Origin of the sequence: Dulcicalothrix desertica PCC 7102 (genome assembly GCF_003991905.1) — a bacterium.
Lineage (GTDB): Bacteria > Cyanobacteriota > Cyanobacteriia > Cyanobacteriales > Nostocaceae > Dulcicalothrix > Dulcicalothrix desertica.
Genome location: NZ_RSCL01000003.1, coordinates 312,094 through 332,849, shown reverse-complemented (window position 1 = coordinate 332,849; position 20,756 = coordinate 312,094). Strand labels below are relative to the sequence as shown.

Genomic DNA, 20,756 nt, shown 5'->3' with positions numbered 1-20,756 from the left:
AAAACTGCGATTAAATTTGTATTACTGTTTAGGGTTGTTATGTTAATCCGGCGCCCATACCAATAAATATATTATGTCAATCTATCTTTAGGATGATAAAAAGCATTGCCTATGAAAAAATTGATAATTCTCAAGTTTGATGGTGATTCTGGCACTGAGTTTAATGTAAGCTTAGAAGTTGCCAATGAAGGAGAACGAGCTTATCGCATGGTGACAGCGAAGTTACCTGCAAATACTACTCTCTTTTCTTTATTGAATGAGTGGCAGAACACCTATCGCGGTCAGTTTGGTGATTTCAGGATTAAAGCGATTAATAGTAGAAGCGTAAATATTGATACGCTAAGTAAAGATTTTAAACGTAAGTCGCAGAGTTTGTTAAGTAATTTTAACTCCTGGTTAAACTCAGATGATTTTAGTCCTGTTATTAACTGTCTCAGGGAATTAAAGCAGCATCAAGATGAAATTAGAGTTATTATTTGTAGCTGTTGTCACGAACTACGTCAACTACCTTGGCATTTGTGCGGCGCCATAAATAAGTATACACGGGCAGAAGTAGCTTTGAGTTCGCCTAATGCTAAACGGGGTGAACGACCTTTACGCGAAAAAATTAGAATTTTGATTATTCTGGGTGACACTACCGGAATCAATGTAGATGTTGATAAAATTGAGTTGGAAAAATATTGCGGTGAGGCAGAAATTGTCTTGCTCAAACAACCTTCGCGTGAAGAATTAAGTCACCACTTACAAGATAATATCGGTTGGGATATTCTCTTTTTCTCTGGACATTCCCGAACTCATAACCAAGAGAGTATACATGGTAGAGTTTTTAGTAGAATTTTTAGTAGAATTTTTATAAATAGCTACGATAGCTTGACGATGGGAGAGTTAAATGATGCTTTACAAGTTGCAATTACTAAGCGCTTACAAATAGCATTTTTTAATTCTTGTGATGGGTTGGGTATTGCCTATGAGTTAGAACAATTACATATTCCCCAAGTAATTGTTATGCGTGAACCTGTTCCTGATAAAGTCGCACAAATATTCTTAAAATCTTTTTTATTACATTTTACTCGTGGAGAGTCGTTGTACGCTTCTGTAAAAAACGCGCGTCAACTTTTACGGAAGCAAGAGAAATATTTTCCTTGTGCAAGCTGGTTGCCTATAATTATTCAAAATCAAACAGAAACACCACCAACCTGGCAAAGCTTAGGTATAATTTCGTTTTGTCCTTACCAAGGGTTAGCTGCATTTACCGAAAAAAATGCTCAATACTTTTTTGGTAGAGAAAAAGCTACGTCTGATTTAGTCGCTGCTGTTAATAGTAAACCATTAGTAGCTGTTATCGGCGCCTCTGGAAGTGGCAAGTCATCACTAGTATTTGCTGGTTTAATTCCTCGCTTACGTCAAGATGCTGCAAACTATTGGCATATAATATCGTTTCGTCCTCTCAAAAATCCATTAAAGTGTTTAACGACAGCATTACAACATAATAACGCTTCATCTAACCATCGGGTTTTACTCGTTATAGACCAATTTGAAGAAATTTTCACTCTTTGCACAGATACATCTGAACGCAAAATCTTTTTAGATGAATTATTAAATGTAATAAATGACTCTTCATTTTGCACGGTAGTACTGACTTTACGGATAGACTTTTTGAGCAAATTACTTGATTATGAACCATTTGGCAAAGCACTTAAAGAGTATCAGCAAGAACTACTTGTACGGATGAACAAAGAAGAATTAAAACGTGCTATTACACTACCTGCAACTAAATTAGGCTTTGAGTTCGAGCCAGGTTTATGCCAAACAATAATTAATCATATTCAAGATGGAGAAGGGCGCCTACCATTATTAGAGTTTACACTGACTCAACTATGGAAACAGCAACAATCAGGACGTTTGACGTATCAAGCATATCAAAAAATAGGAAGAGTTGAGCAAGCGCTGGCTAATTATGCTGAAGCTGTTTACACTTCTTTAAGCGAGGAACAACAAAAAGCAGCCCAACAAATTTTTATTCAGTTAGTACAACCTGGTGAAGGTACACAAGATACCCGCAAGTTAGCAACGCGCGAGGATATATTAGACGAAAATTGGGATTTAGTTATATACTTAGCATCCGAACGTTTGGTTGTTACAAATAGAAATGAATCAACTTTTGAGGAAACAGTCGAACTTGTGCATGAAGCCTTAATTCAACATTGGGGGCGCCTAAGTGGTTGGATGCAAGAAAACCGTAAATTTCGCACTTGGCAAGAAGGGTTGAAAATAGCGTTGCAGCAATGGATAGATAGTAAACAGGATAATGGAGCTTTGTTGAGGGGGGCGCCTTTAGCAGCAGCAGAAGACTATTTGCAAAAACGCAGTGCAGAAATTAGTAAACCACAGCAGATATTCATTCAAAAAAGTATAAGACTACGACAAAAAGAGAAATATCAAAGAAGAAGTATTATTGCTGGATTAGTTTTTGGAGTGTTTTTAGCATTAAGCTTGGCGTGGGGGACAGTTTGGCAACAACAAGAAGCTAAAGCGACACAACTTGAGCGCGCAGGTTATACAGCTTTACAACAGTTTGAGTTTGTACAAATAGAAGCTTTATTAGCAGCGATGCAAACAGGGCAACAACTACAAGACTTAATTAAAGAGCCATTAAGCTTTATTAAAAACACTCGCTCGACAGAAAAATATCCAGCAGTCAGTCCACTACTAGTATTGCAAACAATTTTAGACAGTATTAGCCAAACAAACCAAATCGAAACTTACCAAGATGGTATTAACAGCGTCAGCTTTGACAAAAATGGTAAAACACTTGCCACAGGTGGAAAGGATGGTACTGTAAAATTATGGGATTTATCTGGAAAAAATCCACCCGAAGAATTTAAGGCTCATGGAAACAATGCTGTCAAAAGTGTTCGTTTGAGTTCAGATGAGAGATATATAGCTACAGCAGGAAGTGATGGTACGGCAAAATTGTGGGATGCTGAGAAGTCGTCGGCAGGAGAAAGAAGGTTAATAGCAATATTTAATGGTCATGATGGTAGTGTTAACCATGTTCGTTTTACTCCTGATAGCAAACGGGTTGTAACATCTGGAGATGATGGTACAGTTAGACTATGGAATTTATCAGGGCGCCAGGAAAAAGAATTTCAAGCTCATACAAAAAGTATTAAAAGCCTTATTTTGAGTCAGGATGGAAAGCAAATTGTATCATCAAGTGAAGATGGTACAGCAAAACTATGGGATTTGAATGGAGTGTTACTGGCAGAATTTAAAGGTCATCAAGGTTCTGTAAACAGTGTGCAATTTAGTAGTAGTGGCGCCTCAATTGCAACAGCAGGCGAAGATGGTACAGTTAGACATTGGGATTTATCAGGAAAAGAGATATTAAACTTTAGAGCTAATCAAGGTAGTACTGAAACCGTTCGTTTTAGCAAAGGTGATAAAAAATTAGTTACATCTGGTAAAGACGGAACACTTAAAATCTGGAACTTAAATGGTGAGCTTTTGAAAGAATTTAGAGCGCATCAGGGCAGTATTGAAAGTATTCGTTTTAACCCAACTGATGAAAGAATACTTGCTACAGTTGGAAAAGAGGATAGTACCATCAGGTTGTGGAATCTTCAAGAGAAGCCATTAACTAAACTAACACGGCGCCAAAGTAGTGCTGTTTCTAGTATACGCTTTACCAAAAATGGTAAAATAATTGCCACTTCTTTTGAGGATGGTAAAGTAATTTTGTGGAACCGCGATGGAACAAAACTAAAAGAATTTGATGCTGATAGTATAGTTCAGAGCGTCCGTTTTAGTCCAGATGGAAAATTGATTGCCACGGGTGGAAAAGACGACTGGCTAAAAATTTGGAAAATTGATAGCAAACTTGAAGTTAAATTATTTAAAAAACCAATTCATACCGAACAAGATGGAATCACGAGTATTAATTTTGGAGAGTATGACAACGCAAAAGTAATCGGTACACTTGGAAAAGATGGCACACTAAAGCTATGGAATATTAATAGTGAATCTCTCCATCCATTGCTGCTACCTGATGAAAACATCAAAAACTTCCGATTTAGCTCAGATGATAAAATTATTGCGACAGGTGATAATAATGGTCTTGTCAAGCTATGGAGCAACAAAGGTGAAATTTTACAAATACTTGAAGGGCATAAAGGCAGGGTCAATACGCTTAATTTTGGTTATAAAAATAAACAACTAGCCACCTCTGGAGATGATGGCACAGTTAGAATTTGGGATACTGATTCTGGAAAGCAATTAGTAAGATTTAAAACGTATCAGGGCAAGGTCGAAAATATGACTTTTAGCGAAGATGGTAAGCTAATTGCTACAGGTTCAACTAATCGAACTGTGAGATTATGGACATCTTCAGGAAAACAATTAGCGGAATTAAGAGGACACCAAGGCATTATTAGAAGTGTAAACTTTAGCCCTGATAGTAAGCTTTTAGGTACAGCAAGCGAAGATGGCGCCGCTATAATTTGGCAAATTAAAGATTTAAATCAACTACTTTCAGAAGGCTGTACCTGGCTCCAAGACTATTTTAAAAGTAATCCTCAACAAAAAACACAATTCAATACTTGCCTAGTAAAGGAGAAGGGGAACTAGGAGCAAATGTTAAATTAATAACATCTTGTGGAGCGGGCATCCCTGCCCGCCTCTAAAAAAATTTAACTATCCCACATATATCCAACAGGATACTGCTGGCCATGTTAATTTAAAACTGCTTTTCTAAATCTAGATATTTAGAAACTTCTATCAGTTCTTTAAACTCGTCAAAGGTCATCATTTCTGTAAAATCTTTTGTTGTCCCCTTCTCCTTCAATTCTTGCAAACAAGCTTTCATCACTTTAGTCACAGCTAGCAATGTTGAAAGTGCAAAGAATACGATTTTAAAACCCATCTTTTCCAACTCTGCGGCAGAAAGTTGGGGTGTTTTGCCTCCTTCTATGATATTTGCAACCAAGGGTACATTTGGAAACGCTGCTGCAATTACTTGTAATTCTTCCACAGACTGCGGCGCCTCAACAAACAGTACATCAGCACCTGCATCAATATACGCACGTCCACGTTGTATAGCTTCATCCAAACCCAACACAGCGCGTGCGTCAGTACGGGCAATAATTACCAAACCGCTATCACCACGCGCTTGAACTGCTGCTTTAATTTTATTAACATGTTCAATTGTTGGAATAACACGCTTACCTTCAAAGTGTCCGCATTTTTTCGGAAACTCTTGGTCTTCTAAAATTACACCAGCTAAACCTGCCTTAACAGCATCTTTTACAGTCCGCATCACGTTTAAAGCATTCCCGTAACCAGTATCCATATCAGCGATGACGGGAATATTTACCGACTGAGCAATTTTACCAACACTATCAAGTACTTCAGTAGCAGTCATAAACCCATAGTCAGGTAAACCAAGCGTTGATGCAGCAATACCAAAACCACTAGTTGCCACAACCTCAAACCCTGACTGCTCGGCAAGTTTAGCACTTATACAGTCGTAAATACCTGGAATAACAAGAATAGAAGGACGTGCGAGTAACTGGCGTAATGTTTGACTAGACATCTTCTTTCATCTTTAATAATCAAGTTATTCTAATTGATGCCAAGCTCAATTTTCGCTACCAATATTCAGGACTAGGTGGGACGCCTACCCTCTAGGGGACATTTCTCATGGCGAAATATTACTTAAAAGTTTTATAGATATGTTTTCCGAAATATCTTCAAATGTAGCTGAAGTCTATTCCATCACAGTGAAAACACTGAATAAATAAATACAGTGAGCCACACATATATATAAAGTTCACTACATTTAAATAAATAAGTGTATACCTACTGTTCATTTACCAAACTTTTACCTATTTAAATAAAACAGGGTTTTATTATGTTTTTATCTAAGAAATTTGCTTTGATTAGTTTAGCTGGTTTTTCTGCGACTTCTATTTTATTCGGGAACGCAGCTATTGCTCAAACCGTAAACCAAGAACTTAATGGTCGCGCTATTGGACCTGACACATTTGTTGATATCACTAACTTTACAGTTAATCCCACAGGTACTTTAAATCAGAAGATTGATTGCGAAGCTAGAAACACTGTACCTATTGACCCACGCTGCGATGGACGTAATATTGCAATTTATGGTCAGCATGGCACAGGTGGTCATAACAATAATAACAACAATAATAACAACAATAACAATAACAATAACAACAATATTCCTCCAACCTTGAATCAAAACGTCTCCAATGGTGGAAGCAATACAACTGTTATTACTCCTAACACAGCTAATTCTAACTCTTCAAGTAATTCAAATAGCAATGCAACCTCTAATGTAGATATTAATAACAGCGTTAACAGCAAAAATACAAACAACTCAAACAGTGCTGGTGGTAATGCAAGTAGCGGCGCCAGCGTTGGAAACATCAGTACTGGTGGAACATCAGTTTCGCCATCTACACGAGTTAAAGTTGACGGCGACCAATATAATAATATCCAATTTGGTAATCAGGCGCCTGGAACAGGTGGAGAAGCATTTTCTTTCCAATATCGTTCAGCTTGTGGAGCATCAGTTGGTTATCGTCAAGGTTTTGCACTCAAACCCAAGCGTTTTGGTGGTGGTGGTTTAGGTTTTGCACTCGATATTTCAAGTACAGATATAGATACACTCGATAATCGTTCGGGTGTTCAAAGAAAAATGGACAGCGCTTTTGAAACAGCGTTAAATGTAGTTGATACTCAACAAGCATTTGAAAGACGTTTAAACTTAGGCACTGTAACCTTAGCTGAAGCGCAAACTCGTGCAATAGCAAATTGCGCTCCTACTACTCCTGTTGTTCGCAATGTTTCAAGCGACGGAACAGTAATTATTCGACGCGAAGTTACTGAAAAACCACGTACATGCACAGCGCGCGGTTGTAATTAATACAGTTGTAGAGACGTTACATGTAACGTCTGTAGGGTGGGCACTGCCCACCCTACAAAATCAAATTTAAATAAAAAGGGTACATTAAAATGAAAATTAAAAATATTTATATAGCCATAATCTCTACAATTCTTGGATTTACACCTTATACAATAGCAACAGCACAAGTTCAAGCTTCAAATGCCCAAGCGCTACTAATCCAAGCTCCACAAGCAACTATAATAAAACGTGAAATCCTTCCTGGAACTGTTACATTTACTCGTCAAAATAGTTGTTTCCTCAAAACAGCTTTTTACACTAACTATTTAAATGACGGCACAATTCTTTCCACTCCTTACTATTTTGCAGGTTCTGGTCAAACACTACCTGCATGGCGAACTGAATATAAGCAACCTTGGAAATCTCAGCTAACAGACTACCTAGGAGGAGAAACTAAAGTCATGCTTTTACAACTTGGGCGCCATCCTTCAATTCCAATTCAAGTTGAACAAAGTAATACATTATTATTAGATGCACAAACTAAATGTGCGGTTGGCGCCTATCGTATATTCGGAAGAAATCTCAAATTAATCAGACCCTTGCCTCAACAGCACTTAAATTTAAATTTACCATATAACCAAGGTTGGGAAATAAATTTTACATATTAATACTCATGTTAAAATTCAATAAACTATTCATAGCCGCATTGATTTTCACTGCGACTATTTCAAAAGCTAATTCAGCACAAATATATACTTATAATACCGATAACTTGAGCCTTACAGACAATGCTTATCATGACCCTAGTATAACTTCAGAAAATAATAAATGCTTAGACGGACTATTAAAGCGACTACCTCAAAACGGAGATAGACAAACTACCGAAGCTTGTCTCAATACATTTGGCTATAACCCCGATACAAATATAAAATCTCCTGTGATGATAGTTTTTGAGGTGGGCAAACCATCACAAACCATTACAACTACTATTATTTACAAAATCAAAAATAAAATTATCCAAGAAAAATTCCAAGCAGTCGGCGCCCGTTATCAACAGTGGTATCCAGAAGCGGGAATGTATACCCTAGATTATATTAAATCAGATAATAGTCCTAGCTTCAAACCCGCATATGCAAACTTTTATTCTCCGAAAGGCAAAAAAGATAAAAATGGAAATCCGGTAAATATTGGGTTTCACGGACGTGCAGGTAACTTAATGGCAGGAGGTGGGTCTAATGGTTGCTATCGTCATCGTGTTGAAGATATGCAAAGATTTATGGCAATAATTAAAAAAGCTGGTGCCGACGCAAACTTGCCCCCTAACTGGTATCAAAACACTTTACCTGTAGCATTTGTCTCACAACCCTAGAAACCGGGTTTCTAAGCAAAATTTTTCTTTTTTTAGAAGATATTGATAAGGAAACCCGGTTTCTAAATTTATCAAAAATTTATATTTCACTTGCGAACAATAAATTATTGATGAAATTTATAGTTTTCATATAGTTAAATCTTTGGAAGTACACGAGTAGTGATAGCATTACTTAATTAAAAAGCTGAAGAAGCAATGATTTTGGCTGAATGTGAGTTATGTGGGGACTAATTAGTGATATCATTCAAAGACCAAGCAAAAAAAATCAATATTAAGTTAGCTCACAAATTTAAATTAGGAGAGTATCAAAATTTAGAAAGTGCGAATATAAAAACAGAGGTGTTAGCGGGGATAACCGTTGCATTAGCGCTAATACCTGAGTCATTGGCTTTTGCTGCAATAGCAAAAGTTCCGCCAATGGTTGCTTTATACACTTCATTTTGCATTGCAATCAGTATATCTATATTTGGTGGACGCCCTGCGATGATATCAGCGGCAACGGGTTCTATGTCGTTGTTAATGACAACGCTGGTAGAAAAATATGGTATTGAATATTTATTTGCGGCTACTATATTAACAGGTATCATTCAGTTTTTTATTGGTTTATTCAAATTAGGTAGATTTTTTCGCTTCATTCCCAAAACGGTTGTAGCGGGATTTGTTAATGCGCTTGGTATTCTAATTTTTATTGCCCAAATTAAACTTTTTGCTGGTGAAGCTTTACCTATGTACTTTATGGTTGCAGGTACATTAGCAATTGTATATTTACTTCCGCGCTTTACTAAAGCTATACCATCACCTTTGGTCGCTATTGTGGTAATGACAGTTATTGCAATATCAACAGGCGCCGATGTTCGTCGTGTTGGTGATATTGGTACTATTACAAACCAATTACCATCGCTGCATTTGCCACATGTTGATTTATCACTACAAACGCTGTCAATTATACTGCCTTATTCAATACCTTTAGCAATGGTTGGGCTTTTAGAGTCTTTATTAACAGCTGACTTGCTGGATGAGACGACTCAAACTAAGAGTTCTAAAAACCATGAAGCATCTGGACAAGGTATAGCTAATATTATTACTGGGTTTTTTGGTGGTATGGCTGGCTGTGGTATGGTGGGACAGTCGATTATCAATAATCGCTGTGGTGGACGCAGTAGGTTGTCTACCTTCGTATCTGGAGCATTTTTACTAGTTTTGATATTTGTACTCAAAGATATTGTCGTCAAAATACCAATGGCTGCTTTGGTTGGTGTAATGATTATGGTGGCTTTTGAGACTTTTGACTGGAAATCTTTGAAGTTATTCCGTGAATTGGCGCCTTCGCAAGCTGTGATTATGCCCATAACTATGGTATTTGCCCTCTGGACTCATGATTTGGCAAAAGGAGTTGCAGTGGGTTTGGTAGTTAGCGGTATGGTCTTTGGATTGAAGAAAATGAAGCATTGAGGCGCCTAATACTACAAGTTTTAAACGTTCTGCACAGAATATTTCCGTTCCAATTAAGTAATTGGGACGGTTTTTTCGTTTCTCAAAGATGTAGCATCTTGTGGAACATCTGTCCTCAGATGTGCCGTTGTTTCATTTTTACCACAGAGACACAGAGGACACAGAGGAAAAAACAACATTTAAAATAATATAGTGACAGAAGACCTGGTAAATATGGGTGTTCCCAAGCAAGATATTGTAATTGGTTTTCATTCTCCATTTAAACGTCAGTTTACAGAATATGCGGTGGGTTAAAACTAGTTTGAACGCAACAGGGCGCCTGAAGTAACTGTAAGTTGGCCCCTCTTTAAGGTCGCAAGAGTCAAACTTAGAGGTGAGCGAGCGTTTGCGTCAATTATCGACGGCTTTAAAAAAGGCTCGTATGCAAGATGTATACTCTGACTCTATATTTTAAAGATACATGGGCACACTCGTAGACTGCACAGGCGCCTTGGTCTATGTTACAACTGTCTTTGTAATGGCTGGCGCCTTTTGAGTTGCGTTGAATGTTATGAATAAATATTGTTTAAGTGTAATTATAAGCGTTTTGACATTTACTTGTTGTTTAACAGTAAATGCAGCCAGTGTTATTAATAAAGTGCAAGTTAATACAAGTATTCAGAAAGGATTACAGTTTGAGGCAAGGTGCCTTCAGAACAAGAATCCCAACTAGGTTGCCTTTGAGGTGAGAATTATATCTAAATCTGTGGAACTGCCGCAGTATACAGAAACTAGTTTGAGCTTGGTTGAGATTACTAAGAATTCTTCGAGTATTAAAGGTGTTCGTAAACTAAGTTGTTCTAATGTTGAGAAAACATTGCTTTGCCGTTTTAACGTTCCTTTTGATTTGCTGAAAAATCCTAAGTTGTCTTTTGTTTACACAATCGATATTACTTCTGTGATTAATGGTCGAGTAGTTCGGCACCCTTCAGCTAATTTTTTGTACTTCAATCTTAAAGATATTTCAAGTACGTAGTGGCAGCAGCGGTAGACGGCGCCGACTCTACTCAAAGGTTAATATATAGGTAGTTGATGTTTCTCCATTTTTAAGGAAGCTGACAAAGGTTTTATCTAGGGGGTGGGCATACCCGCTACTCTACAAAATAGGACTCAAAGGCGCAAAGAATTAAGGTTTGCTTTTCATAAAAAAAATTAGTTTATACTTGCTCGGATGCAACGCCGAAACCTAAATACTAGCTTTACTAAGTTTATCTTGATACCGCTTTGTTTTTATCTTGCGTTTCATAAGCAAAGCTATACCACCAATGCCAAAAGCTAAGGTACCCAAGTAAGTGTTCGGTTCTCTTACAGCCTGTCTGCGAATAGCTTGAAGATTGGTAATATCGTCACGCAGCGATTCTCTTGTTATGGGATCGATGAAATCAATACCAGCACCTTGAAGGTAGAAAAGTGGGTTATCAGAAAGTACGGGAAGTTCTGAAAGGTTGCCTGAGTATAATTGACTAACATTAAATAAACAGGTGAAACCAGGTGCTGTTATACATCCTGATGGATAACTAACACCGCTAATAACCCCCAAATTAGCAGGAAAACCAAGAACATTAGAAGTAATAGATGGGGCAACATTATAGTCGGCAGTAACACTGCTCAGGTTTAGATAAGGTGCCGAGATAGAGAAGTTAGAAACAGCATTAGAGTATGAAATCCCTCTAATCCCAAATCTAAATATAGCTGGCTCAGGAGAGGGGGGAGTGTTCGTGTTTAAGGTGAATGTTCCTGTTGCGCCCCTTTGGGTAGTAAAGTTAAAGTCTATAAGAGCAGCTTGTACTGGATTTACAGCTACATCTCCCACAGCTATAAATGCAGCAGATGCAATAGCGATAGACAATTGTTGCTTGTACATATATCTCCTGATAAATTCATGAAAATTGTGGTAGTAGATGAAAATCAAAGAGTTAGCTTCATTTACCACCTTTACACTTTATTAAGTGTATATAATTTTGTACTTAATTATATACAAATACTCAAGAGAATGTAGATGTACAGTAATGATATTTTATTGCTTGACCTCTTAGTTTGACAATTTCTGTTGATTTCAGCCTTTTATACTTATAGGATTACGAAGCACATCTTTAGCGTTATCTCGATACCCTTTTATTTTCATCTTGCGTTTCACAAGCAAAGCTACACCCCCAATACCCAAAGCCAAGGTACCCAAGTAAGTGTTCGGCTCGCTCACAGCTTGTCTCTTCACAACTTGGTAGTTGATGAACGGCTCACGCCCAAGCGACTGAAAATTATTTGTTGGGTCAAATAGCTCAATACCAAGACCTGTACGGTATGAATTAGGGTCATCGGAAAGTTTTGAAAGAGCGCCTGAGTAGCCTACTCCTACATTGATTGTACAGACGAAGCCAGTTGTTGTTGAACATCCACGTGGATAAAGAATAGAACTAAGAACCGGACTACCAGGTGGGCCTAGAACAATAGATGGGACAATTCCCCAATCAGCACTTTCACCACTAACATTTATTTGTGGTGATGAAAAAATCAAGTTAGAAACAGCATTTGGATATATAACTCCTGGATTGCTAGGACCAGTACCAAAAGATGGTATAGGAGAAGGAGGAATATCCGTATTCAAGGTAAACGAACCTGTTACACCGCTTATGCTAGTAAAGCTGAAGTCAAGTAGAGCAGCTTGAGCAGGTACTATTGCAGTTCCAACAGCGATAAATGCCCCTACTGCAGCAAGAGAAATTTTTTGCTTGTGCATATACATTTTTAGAAAATTAGTGAAAAAATCTGGATTAGAGAAAAATCAACTTAATGAAGCAAGGCTTTCTCTGTCCATCGATTCGTTATTTCTACTATATCTTCAGTAGCTTTTTTTTAAAAGCTATTTAGTATTAATACTGAGTAAAGTTGAAGTTTTTTATATGAAGCTATTATGTTGTTATTTATACGCGAAGACAAATAAATTTGACCGATTTTTTTGTACATTTATCATATATTTTTTTCTAGACGAATTTTTATGGAAATAATATATACAGTTACGCAATCGACGAGCGCGTCAGCCCCAAAATTTTAGATTACTAAAGTAATAAATTTTACAAGGTAAAAAGAGTGGAGCGAATACTAATACAAGTGCTACAAAGAAGTGAAAAGCGTTATCATTCTCGTTTAAATACTTAATTTTCTGGGTTATAAAACGTGGAGGCGCCTTATTTGCAATCGAGTAGTTCGGCGCCTACTTTACTCAGAGTTCTTTTACTCTTCTCTCTGCTCTCTCGTGGTCTCTGTGGTGGTGTTAACTTTCGTTATGCCGAAGGGATAGAAAAGGAAACGTAATAAATAAGTGAAATGTTGGGTCTCGTTCCTCGACCCAACCTACAAGGGGCAATAAAAAAGGGGTCTACCCCCTTGTTAACTTTTATCGATAAAACTGATTATTTTAACTATTCATCAATAGCTGCTGGAATTTCTTCCTCAATAGCTGATGGAATGTCTTCCTCAATCGCTGATGGAATGTCTTCCTCAATTGCGGGTGGAATTTCATCCTCTTCAATTGCGGGTGGAATTTCTTCAGTTATAATTTCTTGAGCTACAGCGGTTGCGGCGCCATTACCATTGCCGTTAGCTAACCCTTGCTGTTTAGCAAGCATTTGCTCGCGGTATTTGGCTGCCATTTCCTCAGCTTTGTCGTATACCAAATCCCTATTTTTTATCATGTCACCGGGTTCTGGTTCGAGTTGCTTCGTTGATAGCGAAATTCTGCCACGCTCTGCATCCAAGTCAATAATCATGACTTTAACTTCATCATTGACGTTGAAGACGCTATGCGGTGTATCGATATGCTCGTGTGAAATTTCTGAGATGTGTAGCAACCCGCTCACACCACCAATATCTATAAAAGCACCGTATGGCTTGATACCACGTACTGTACCGATGACGACTTCGCCAACTTCCAGACGGTTCATCTTACGCTCAACCAGCGCACGACGATGCGATAGTACTAAACGATTACGTTCTTCGTCTACTTCGAGGAATTTTAATGGTAGATCTTCTCCTACCAACTCTTCTTTAGGTTTACGAGTGCTAATGTGAGAACCTGGGATAAATCCACGTAGTCCTTCTATTCGCACTAAAGCTCCACCACGGTTGGTAGCAAATACTCCGGAACGAACAGTTGCATCTTCAGCTTGTAACTGTCGTACCCGCTCCCAAGCGCGCATGTATTCAATACGACGAATCGAAAGCGTTAGTTGTCCGTCTTCGTTTTCGTCGGTTAGAATAAAAAATTCTCTAGTTTCGTTCGATTGTAAAACTTCTTCCGGGGCATCAACCCGGTTAATTGACATTTCCTGAATCGGTATATATGCTGCTGTTTTTGCACCGATGTCAATCAGAGCGCCACGTGGCTCGATACTGAATACTGTACCGGGTACGATGTCACCAGGGCTAAAGTGGTAATCGTATTTGTCTAATAATGCGGCAAAATCGTCGTGAGTAAATCCTATTTCAGCAGTAGCGGTTGATTTCTGATTGACCATGCTAATTGTTTCCTGGTGTTAGTCTCCGTAATTTTCATGCCTCCTAGCGATGTACATGCAAGCGCCTGCCTGACAGTCCACACCTACATCTTTTTTATGCTAGCGCAGAAAAGTTGATTTTTTTACTCATCAACTTCCAAATAACAGATTATATCAGATATCTGGCGCCTAGGTAACAGTGGTTATGAGTTAAATGAGTACAAAAACTCTCAGTCAGGCGTTGTAAGTAAGCTTAAATCAAACAACCGCCACTACCTATTATGGTACCAGCGGCTGTAATGTGGATTTTTACCAAGCTTTCCAAGAAGTGCTTTTCTATTTGACTCAATAGTATAGATTGAGATCAAAATTAATCTTCTTTTTTCGTCTCAATGCGGGGAGGTTCGCGGAATGCAATCGCAAAGAACAATGTTCCGATTGCGAGGGTGAGAATTAGGATGTACGCAATTGCTTCCATATCAAAATTTTTTGTTTGGTAATTTTGCCAAATTATATGGTACGAGCGGGGCGGGTTTAGTTATATCCTAATGAATAACTGGATATTTCGTTAACCCGCCCCTACATAATTATACGGCTTCTTTACGGCGGGTTGATTTGTCACCCACTTTCTGGAATCTGCCCCATTCGACTTGCTCTTCCATGTCAGCTTCGACACCAGCAAATACATCTCGGTAAATTGTCCGAGAACCGTGCCAAATGTGACCGAAGAAGAACAATAGTGCGAATACTGCGTGTCCAAAGGTAAACCAACCACGTGGACTGGTACGGAATACACCGTCAGAGTTCAAGGTTTCACGGTCGAATTCAAAGATTTCGCCACCTTGAGCTTTACGAGCATATTTCTTAACGTCAGCGGGGTCATCAAAGCTTTGACCACCTAAGTTACCACCGTAGAAACTAACGGTGACACCTGCTTGTTCAAAGCTGCTTCTAGATTCTGCACGACGGAATGGAATGTCCGCACGCACAATATTATCTTTGTCTGTTAACAATACTGGGAAGGTTTCAAAGAAGTTAGGGAGACGACGTACTGTCAATTCGCGACCTTCACCGTCTTTGAATACTGCGTGACCTTGCCATGATTGTGCAATACCGTCACCTTTGTCCATTGGACCTACACGGAACAAACCACCTTTTGCGGGGCTGTTTCCTACGTAGTCATAAAACGCTAGTTTTTCTGGTATTTGCGACCATGCTGCATTCAAACTGGCGCCCGAAGCGACTGAAGCTTGAACACGACGGTTAATTTCTTGTTTGAAATATCCTTGATCCCACTGATAGCGGGTTGGTCCAAATAATTCAATTGGAGTTGTGGCGTTACCGTACCACATTGTACCAGCTACTACAAATGCAGCAAAGAATACTGCGGCGATACTCGATGAAAGTACGGTTTCAATGTTACCCATCCGTAACGCTTTGTAAAGCCTTTCGGGTGGACGTACTGTCAAGTGGAATAAACCAGCAATAATACCTACTACACCCGCTGCGATGTGGTGAGCAACTACACCACCAGGATTAAACGGGTTAAACCCATCGGGTCCCCATTCCGGCGCCACTGGTGCAACGTGACCCGTCACTCCAAAAGCGTCAGAAACCCACATACCTGGTCCAAACAATCCGGTCAGGTGGAACGCACCAAAACCGAAGCAGAGTAAACCAGATAAGAACAAGTGAATACCAAACATTTTTGGCAAATCAAGCGCGGGTTCTCCAGTGCGAGGGTCTTGGAAAAGTTCTAAGTCCCAGTAAACCCAGTGCCAAACTGCTGCCAAGAACAGCAAACCAGAAAGAACGATGTGAGCAGCTGCCACACCTTCAAAAGACCAAAAACCAGGGTCATAGCTAGGGTCGCCAACTACGTTCCAACCACCCCAAGAACCTACTACACCCAAGCGTGACATGAAGGGTAGCACGAACATACCTTGACGCCACATGGGATTAAGAACAGGGTCACTGGGGTCATAAATAGCCAGTTCGTATAAAGCCATCGAACCAGCCCAACCTGCCACTAGGGCTGTGTGCATCAAGTGTACAGAAATCAGTCGTCCTGGGTCATTCAAAACAACTGTATGTACCCGGTACCAAGGTAGTCCCATTGACTACGCTCCTCCTCGAAGGTTTGTTTACAGAGTTATTTTTGAGATTTTGTTATTGCTAGAGCTTGCGCTCTTCCACACCGCGCGTCTTAATAACGTAGAGTGTGTGGACAAATTGGCAACTTTAAATAGACTACCAGGAGACGTACTCCTAGTGGTCAAAATTACCAGTGCAAAAATGAGAATGTTTTAAAAAGTGTAACTATTGATGGAGCTGTTTGCAAGCGGGGGGAGGGATAAAGAATGGCGGTAAAGGGTAAAGGGTGAAGGGGAAAGGCAACACCCTATAAGGTACACGAGACAGGGAAAACGCGGAAGAGTCAAGGTTAAATGAGAATAACCAAAATTCTGAACGAGTGATTTTTAAGAAATATTAAGATAAGTAACAATTACTTAACATTACAGCGTTTATGATAAAGCTATGTAGGGATGTTACACAAGCACAGCTTGGGAGTTTTGCATAGCACAACTTGTCTCCGCATTTCCAAGTCGCTCTAAAACTTGTTCGGCGGTGATTAAGCGCTTGATAATAACTTGACCGATATTTTGGTTTGCTACGCTTGGGGTTGGTTTTACCTCAATAGTTATAACAGCATCTTCAACACTGTAAAGCCACAACACTTCGCTCTTTTCTACCAAACAAATACTTATACGTTCGATTTGTGGAGCGCGGCGCCATGCTGCAAATTGCCAAAGTCCATCTGACCCCCATACCCTACCAACAGCCCAACCTTCAGACAAAAAGAAGTATTTCACGGTGAGTATCTCTTTTTTATAGCTAAAATTGCTGTTTATAGTAACGCAATATTTCCCAGCTATCAGGTATATAAATTCCTTTTTAATTTTTGTTTATATTATTTTTATAATGTGATTGCAGCTACAAATATACTATGATGCTTACTCATTTATTAATGTATAACTTTTAATTAACAATCATTTCATTTCTAAATGATATTAAATTTTTTGTCGAGCCATTAGTTGAGCAAATAGTCCCGACTCTTGAGCTAGTTGCTCAGTAAAATTCAGGAATACGTTGCCGAACACAGGTATAGCTGTAAGTCTGTTCAAGATTTATTGGTAAATAAAATCCACCCTTTAAAAACAAAGGCAAAATTGGAAGACTACCTCCAACCATAAATGCTTCTTGCCATAAATTTAGGTAAGGGGTTTCATCGTTTTGAGCAACTTGATATGCAACAGCATACAATGGTGCCTCAAGTGGGGCAATTGGCAAATTTAAACGATTCATTAACTCGTTATGTAAATTCGCATTCAATGTTGTAACAATATCAACTATAATTACCCCAATACCTTGCTGAAGATAAGTTTGGCATTTGGAAGTAAATGCAGAGCGCTGTGATGGTCGGTCTTTATTACTAGGGCTAACTAACTCAATGGCGCCAACAAGTGTAGGACCTGCTTGAGTACTAAAAATTTGTACTTCAACAATATCTGTAGTAAGTTGAAGCGGTAGCGTTGCAGTGGGAGAGCTTGGTTTCCATTCCAACATTTCTGCATTTTTTCGCTCTGAATTAATCGGAATTCTTTCACTGAAAGCTGCTACATCAATTTCAATGCCAAATTGGGCGTTTGGTTCTGCAAAATAACCCTCTGGAAGAGATTGATTTAAATCGTCAGCAAGATACGTTGACCAAGCGTTGTGAAAACTGTGCCAGTGGCGCCTGCTGCTTAGAGGAGGACGAAAGTGATCTCTCAGTGCCATTTTACGCTCTTCTTGCATTCCCTTAATAATGCAAGCGTATCATAATTATTTAAAATAAACCACTTCTCGCGAAATAGAAATATTGCAGTTTATTGGTAAGGGAGCTAGTAATCGTGAAATTGCAACTGAGCATTACTAGTATTTTTAATCGGCTTAACCTTAAAAACCGCGAATTCGATTTTAGGCTGATTGTTATAAAAATTATTATTTGGAACACAACGAGTGCTAAAAAGCAAAAGGATAAATACTCTTGTTTTCCCCTTTTGCTTCTACCTATTTTTAAATTTTAGAAAGTAATGCTTGGGTTATGGGCGCCAAAATTAATACCTTCAACGACTTGACCAGGAGTGAGAGTAACGTTAGTTCCACTACCAGCATTGGGGAATGTTTGTGTAAAACCGGATGGTACTACTTGACGTACAGTGTAACTTCCAGCAGATACACCACTGAACCGATAGAAACCTGTTTCATCAATATTGCTTGTACTAGCGTTATCGGTTGAGGTTATTTGATTAGGTTCATCTGGGTCAAAAACTCCGTTATTGTTGAGGTCTAAATAAACTGACACACCAGCTAAACCTGGTTCCAAAGTATTCTTTCCTCCACTTATACCACTGAATGTATTTAGAATTTGGTCTGTATTGTTGAATCGAATTGCATTTGGGTCAATCTGTTGCAATTGGGTTAGCGAAGCACCTGTTCCAACACCAAAAGCAGATAAGTTTACTCCGCGTGCTCGCAAACGTGTAACTTCATCGGTAAAAGTACCTCCACCATTAAAGCCATCTGACAAGAAAACAAGATTCCCATTACCAGCAGGCGTTCCCAAATTAGTGAAGACACTTTCAGATGCTTGCAAAGCAGCTTCAAAATTAGTACCACCTAATATCCGGAGTGACTTGAGAGCTTCTTCGACATCTAACGTTCCGTTGTTGTTATTATCAGCGCTAGGGTTTGTCGTTAACTGTAGTCCAGATAAACCTGGATTTAAATCTACTACAGAAGCTGTGCTATCAAATCTCACCAAAGATACTCTTGCTGTTTGCCCTAAACCTTGTTTAATTAGCTGCTGGTTGAGAGCAATAAAGCCAGCGATTTCAGCATCTAAGATTGTATTAGCTGCTCTATCTCCGTTTACGTCTCCGACTGGTGTACCGCCAAAAGAACTACTTGTGCTTCCAGATACGTCAATTACGAAAACAACATCTGGACTGGCGCCTTGAATTAGTGCAGAGTCTTTAACTCCATTCGCATTGAAGTCATTCCAGACGAGTCCTGCAATTTCACCAGTTGGTTGGGGTTGGGTAGTGGCAATTCCTGTTACAGTCGCTTGACTATTGAAAAAGACGTTGCTTTTAGTCTTGATGGAACCCACCAGTTCAGCATTAGCGTTGTAGCTAAAGTCTCCTACACTTAAGAACTCAGCGCGAACTTTAGAAGACGCATTAAAATTAATCCGTCCTTGAGAAATCACAGTCAGCAAGTCTTTGTCAGTAGTACTAGTTGTACCGTTGAAATTTAAGCCATTGCTATCTCCGTTGGCTAGTAGGCTTTGACCACTAAAACTTGCACCTCCATTCATATTGATGGAACGTTCAGCAAGTACTGTTACATCTGTTGCTTGAACATTACCTAAATTTATGCTACCGTTGGCAGCAATTAACGCTACATTTTTCAACTTCTGGCTATTGCCATTGAAGTTAATATCCCCGTTATCAACTATAATAATTGTGTTCTCAATGTTGACTCCATCAGGAATATTCAACCCCCATCCAGACACACGCACAACAACAGGATTAGTTGCTGTTCCACCACCAGGAAATAGTGCGTTCCAATCGGAGAGACTATTAATTGGATTGCTGTAAGGGTTAAAAGAAATAGTTGTGGAACTACTTGGAATTAAATTTGTTAATTGTTGTTTAATAGTCGCAAACGAAGGTACATCTACAGTTTGCTTATTGACAACCTTGGGAGGAACTAAACCACTGTAAGGATTATTAGGAGTATTGAGTGTGTTAAAACCTGCTGCAACTGTTACCGCATTATCCACTAAGATTTGGCGACCTGTTGCATCTAGTAGTGGAATACCTGCTGCATTGCGTTGAACAGGTAAAATCGGTCCATTGTTGAAATTGAAAGTCAATCCTGAACCAGCGTATATAAACGCATCATCAGTAGTGTCAATGGGATTACCATCAAAGTCACCACCATTGTTAATGTTCACAGTTCCTTCTGCGATTACAGCAGCAGAAAACGAAGGGGTAGACATCATTAACTCCTAAATAATTTATTAATGGACTTAAAACAGTGTAAATACTGAAGACCTAAATACTTTCCTTACTTCATGAAGACTTGTATCATTTTTTGCAGACACAGATATATCCTAAAAGCTAATTTTTATGTAATTTTAAGCTTTAGGCTCACCAATTAATAATTATCACCCGTGAATTATTAGTGTATTTAGCGACCTCAGTTATTAATATATCAGTGATATTACGCAAAAGCAATAAAGCTTTATTGAAAATTAGTTAAAACCTTTTTGAAGTTTGGAACAATTCAATGTCGGCGCCAGACTTATTGAGAATTAGTGCGATACCATTAAAGACTGTAGTTATTTTTGTACGTATATAGATTAATG

The 20,756-nt window shown here is 38.8% G+C and carries 15 protein-coding genes and 2 pseudogenes; 8 read left to right on the top strand and 9 right to left on the bottom strand.

The window, feature by feature from the left end:
- Positions 1-111 precede the first annotated feature (111 nt).
- Positions 112-4,626, top strand: coding sequence for an nSTAND1 domain-containing NTPase (locus DSM106972_RS08145; protein ID WP_127080220.1), 4,515 nt, complete (start codon positions 112-114; stop codon positions 4,624-4,626).
- A 109-nt stretch (positions 4,627-4,735) separates the two neighbouring features.
- On the opposite strand, the gene DSM106972_RS08140 is transcribed toward DSM106972_RS08145, so the two are convergent.
- The gene (locus DSM106972_RS08140) at positions 4,736-5,590 is read right to left on the bottom strand and encodes an isocitrate lyase/PEP mutase family protein (RefSeq protein WP_127080219.1); all 855 of its coding nucleotides are present in this window, start codon (positions 5,588-5,590) and stop codon (positions 4,736-4,738) included.
- A gap of 318 nt (positions 5,591-5,908) precedes the next feature.
- On the opposite strand from DSM106972_RS08140, the gene DSM106972_RS08135 reads away from it, so the two are divergent.
- From DSM106972_RS08135 to DSM106972_RS08110, 6 genes and pseudogenes are all read left to right on the top strand, one after another.
- A complete protein-coding gene (locus DSM106972_RS08135) occupies positions 5,909-6,946 on the top strand; it encodes a hypothetical protein (protein ID WP_127080218.1) in 1,038 nt (345 codons plus the stop codon).
- 89 nt (positions 6,947-7,035) lie between these two features.
- Positions 7,036-7,593, top strand: a complete 558-nt coding sequence (locus DSM106972_RS08130) for a hypothetical protein (protein WP_127080217.1) — start codon at positions 7,036-7,038, stop codon at positions 7,591-7,593.
- Positions 7,594-7,598: 5 nt separating this feature from the next.
- The gene (locus DSM106972_RS08125) at positions 7,599-8,294 is read left to right on the top strand and encodes a L,D-transpeptidase family protein (RefSeq protein ID WP_127080216.1); all 696 of its coding nucleotides are present in this window, start codon (positions 7,599-7,601) and stop codon (positions 8,292-8,294) included.
- A 234-nt stretch (positions 8,295-8,528) separates the two neighbouring features.
- Positions 8,529-9,746 (top strand): SulP family inorganic anion transporter, encoded by a 1,218-nt coding sequence (locus DSM106972_RS08120; RefSeq protein WP_127080215.1) that lies wholly within the window; start codon positions 8,529-8,531, stop codon positions 9,744-9,746.
- A 192-nt stretch (positions 9,747-9,938) separates the two neighbouring features.
- A pseudogene (locus DSM106972_RS08115) lies at positions 9,939-10,040 on the top strand (element excision factor XisI family protein); the annotation flags it as partial.
- Positions 10,041-10,470: 430 nt separating this feature from the next.
- The gene (locus tag DSM106972_RS08110) at positions 10,471-10,761 is read left to right on the top strand and encodes a hypothetical protein (RefSeq protein WP_127080214.1); all 291 of its coding nucleotides are present in this window, start codon (positions 10,471-10,473) and stop codon (positions 10,759-10,761) included.
- 210 nt (positions 10,762-10,971) lie between these two features.
- On the opposite strand, the gene DSM106972_RS08105 is transcribed toward DSM106972_RS08110, so the two are convergent.
- The 7 genes from DSM106972_RS08105 to DSM106972_RS08075 all read right to left on the bottom strand — a co-directional run bounded on the left by DSM106972_RS08105 (position 10,972) and on the right by DSM106972_RS08075 (position 18,118).
- Positions 10,972-11,649 (bottom strand): hypothetical protein, encoded by a 678-nt coding sequence (locus DSM106972_RS08105; protein ID WP_127080213.1) that lies wholly within the window; start codon positions 11,647-11,649, stop codon positions 10,972-10,974.
- A 192-nt stretch (positions 11,650-11,841) separates the two neighbouring features.
- Entirely contained in the window at positions 11,842-12,522 is a 681-nt protein-coding gene (locus DSM106972_RS08100) for a hypothetical protein (RefSeq protein WP_127080212.1), read from the bottom strand.
- 682 nt (positions 12,523-13,204) lie between these two features.
- Positions 13,205-14,299 (bottom strand): 30S ribosomal protein S1, encoded by a 1,095-nt coding sequence (locus DSM106972_RS08095; protein WP_127080211.1) that lies wholly within the window; start codon positions 14,297-14,299, stop codon positions 13,205-13,207.
- Between the two features lie 349 nt (positions 14,300-14,648).
- Positions 14,649-14,756, bottom strand: coding sequence for a photosystem II reaction center protein T (locus DSM106972_RS08090; protein WP_073617404.1), 108 nt, complete (start codon positions 14,754-14,756; stop codon positions 14,649-14,651).
- Positions 14,757-14,865: 109 nt separating this feature from the next.
- Positions 14,866-16,395, bottom strand: coding sequence for a photosystem II chlorophyll-binding protein CP47 (gene psbB, locus DSM106972_RS08085; RefSeq protein ID WP_127080210.1), 1,530 nt, complete (start codon positions 16,393-16,395; stop codon positions 14,866-14,868).
- Between the two features lie 432 nt (positions 16,396-16,827).
- Positions 16,828-17,151 (bottom strand): hypothetical protein, encoded by a 324-nt coding sequence (locus DSM106972_RS08080; RefSeq protein WP_127080209.1) that lies wholly within the window; start codon positions 17,149-17,151, stop codon positions 16,828-16,830.
- 256 nt (positions 17,152-17,407) lie between these two features.
- Positions 17,408-18,118 (bottom strand): DUF4058 family protein, encoded by a 711-nt coding sequence (locus DSM106972_RS08075; RefSeq protein WP_127080208.1) that lies wholly within the window; start codon positions 18,116-18,118, stop codon positions 17,408-17,410.
- A 67-nt stretch (positions 18,119-18,185) separates the two neighbouring features.
- Between DSM106972_RS08075 and DSM106972_RS55700 the strand changes: the two are divergent.
- Positions 18,186-18,257, top strand: a pseudogene (locus DSM106972_RS55700) (hypothetical protein); the annotation flags it as partial.
- A 147-nt stretch (positions 18,258-18,404) separates the two neighbouring features.
- On the opposite strand, the gene DSM106972_RS08065 reads toward DSM106972_RS55700, so the two are convergent.
- Positions 18,405-20,390 carry an SdrD B-like domain-containing protein gene (locus DSM106972_RS08065; RefSeq protein WP_127080207.1) on the bottom strand — a complete coding sequence of 662 codons (1,986 nt, stop codon included), beginning with the start codon at positions 20,388-20,390 and terminating at the stop codon, positions 18,405-18,407.
- Positions 20,391-20,756: the final 366 nt, after the last annotated feature.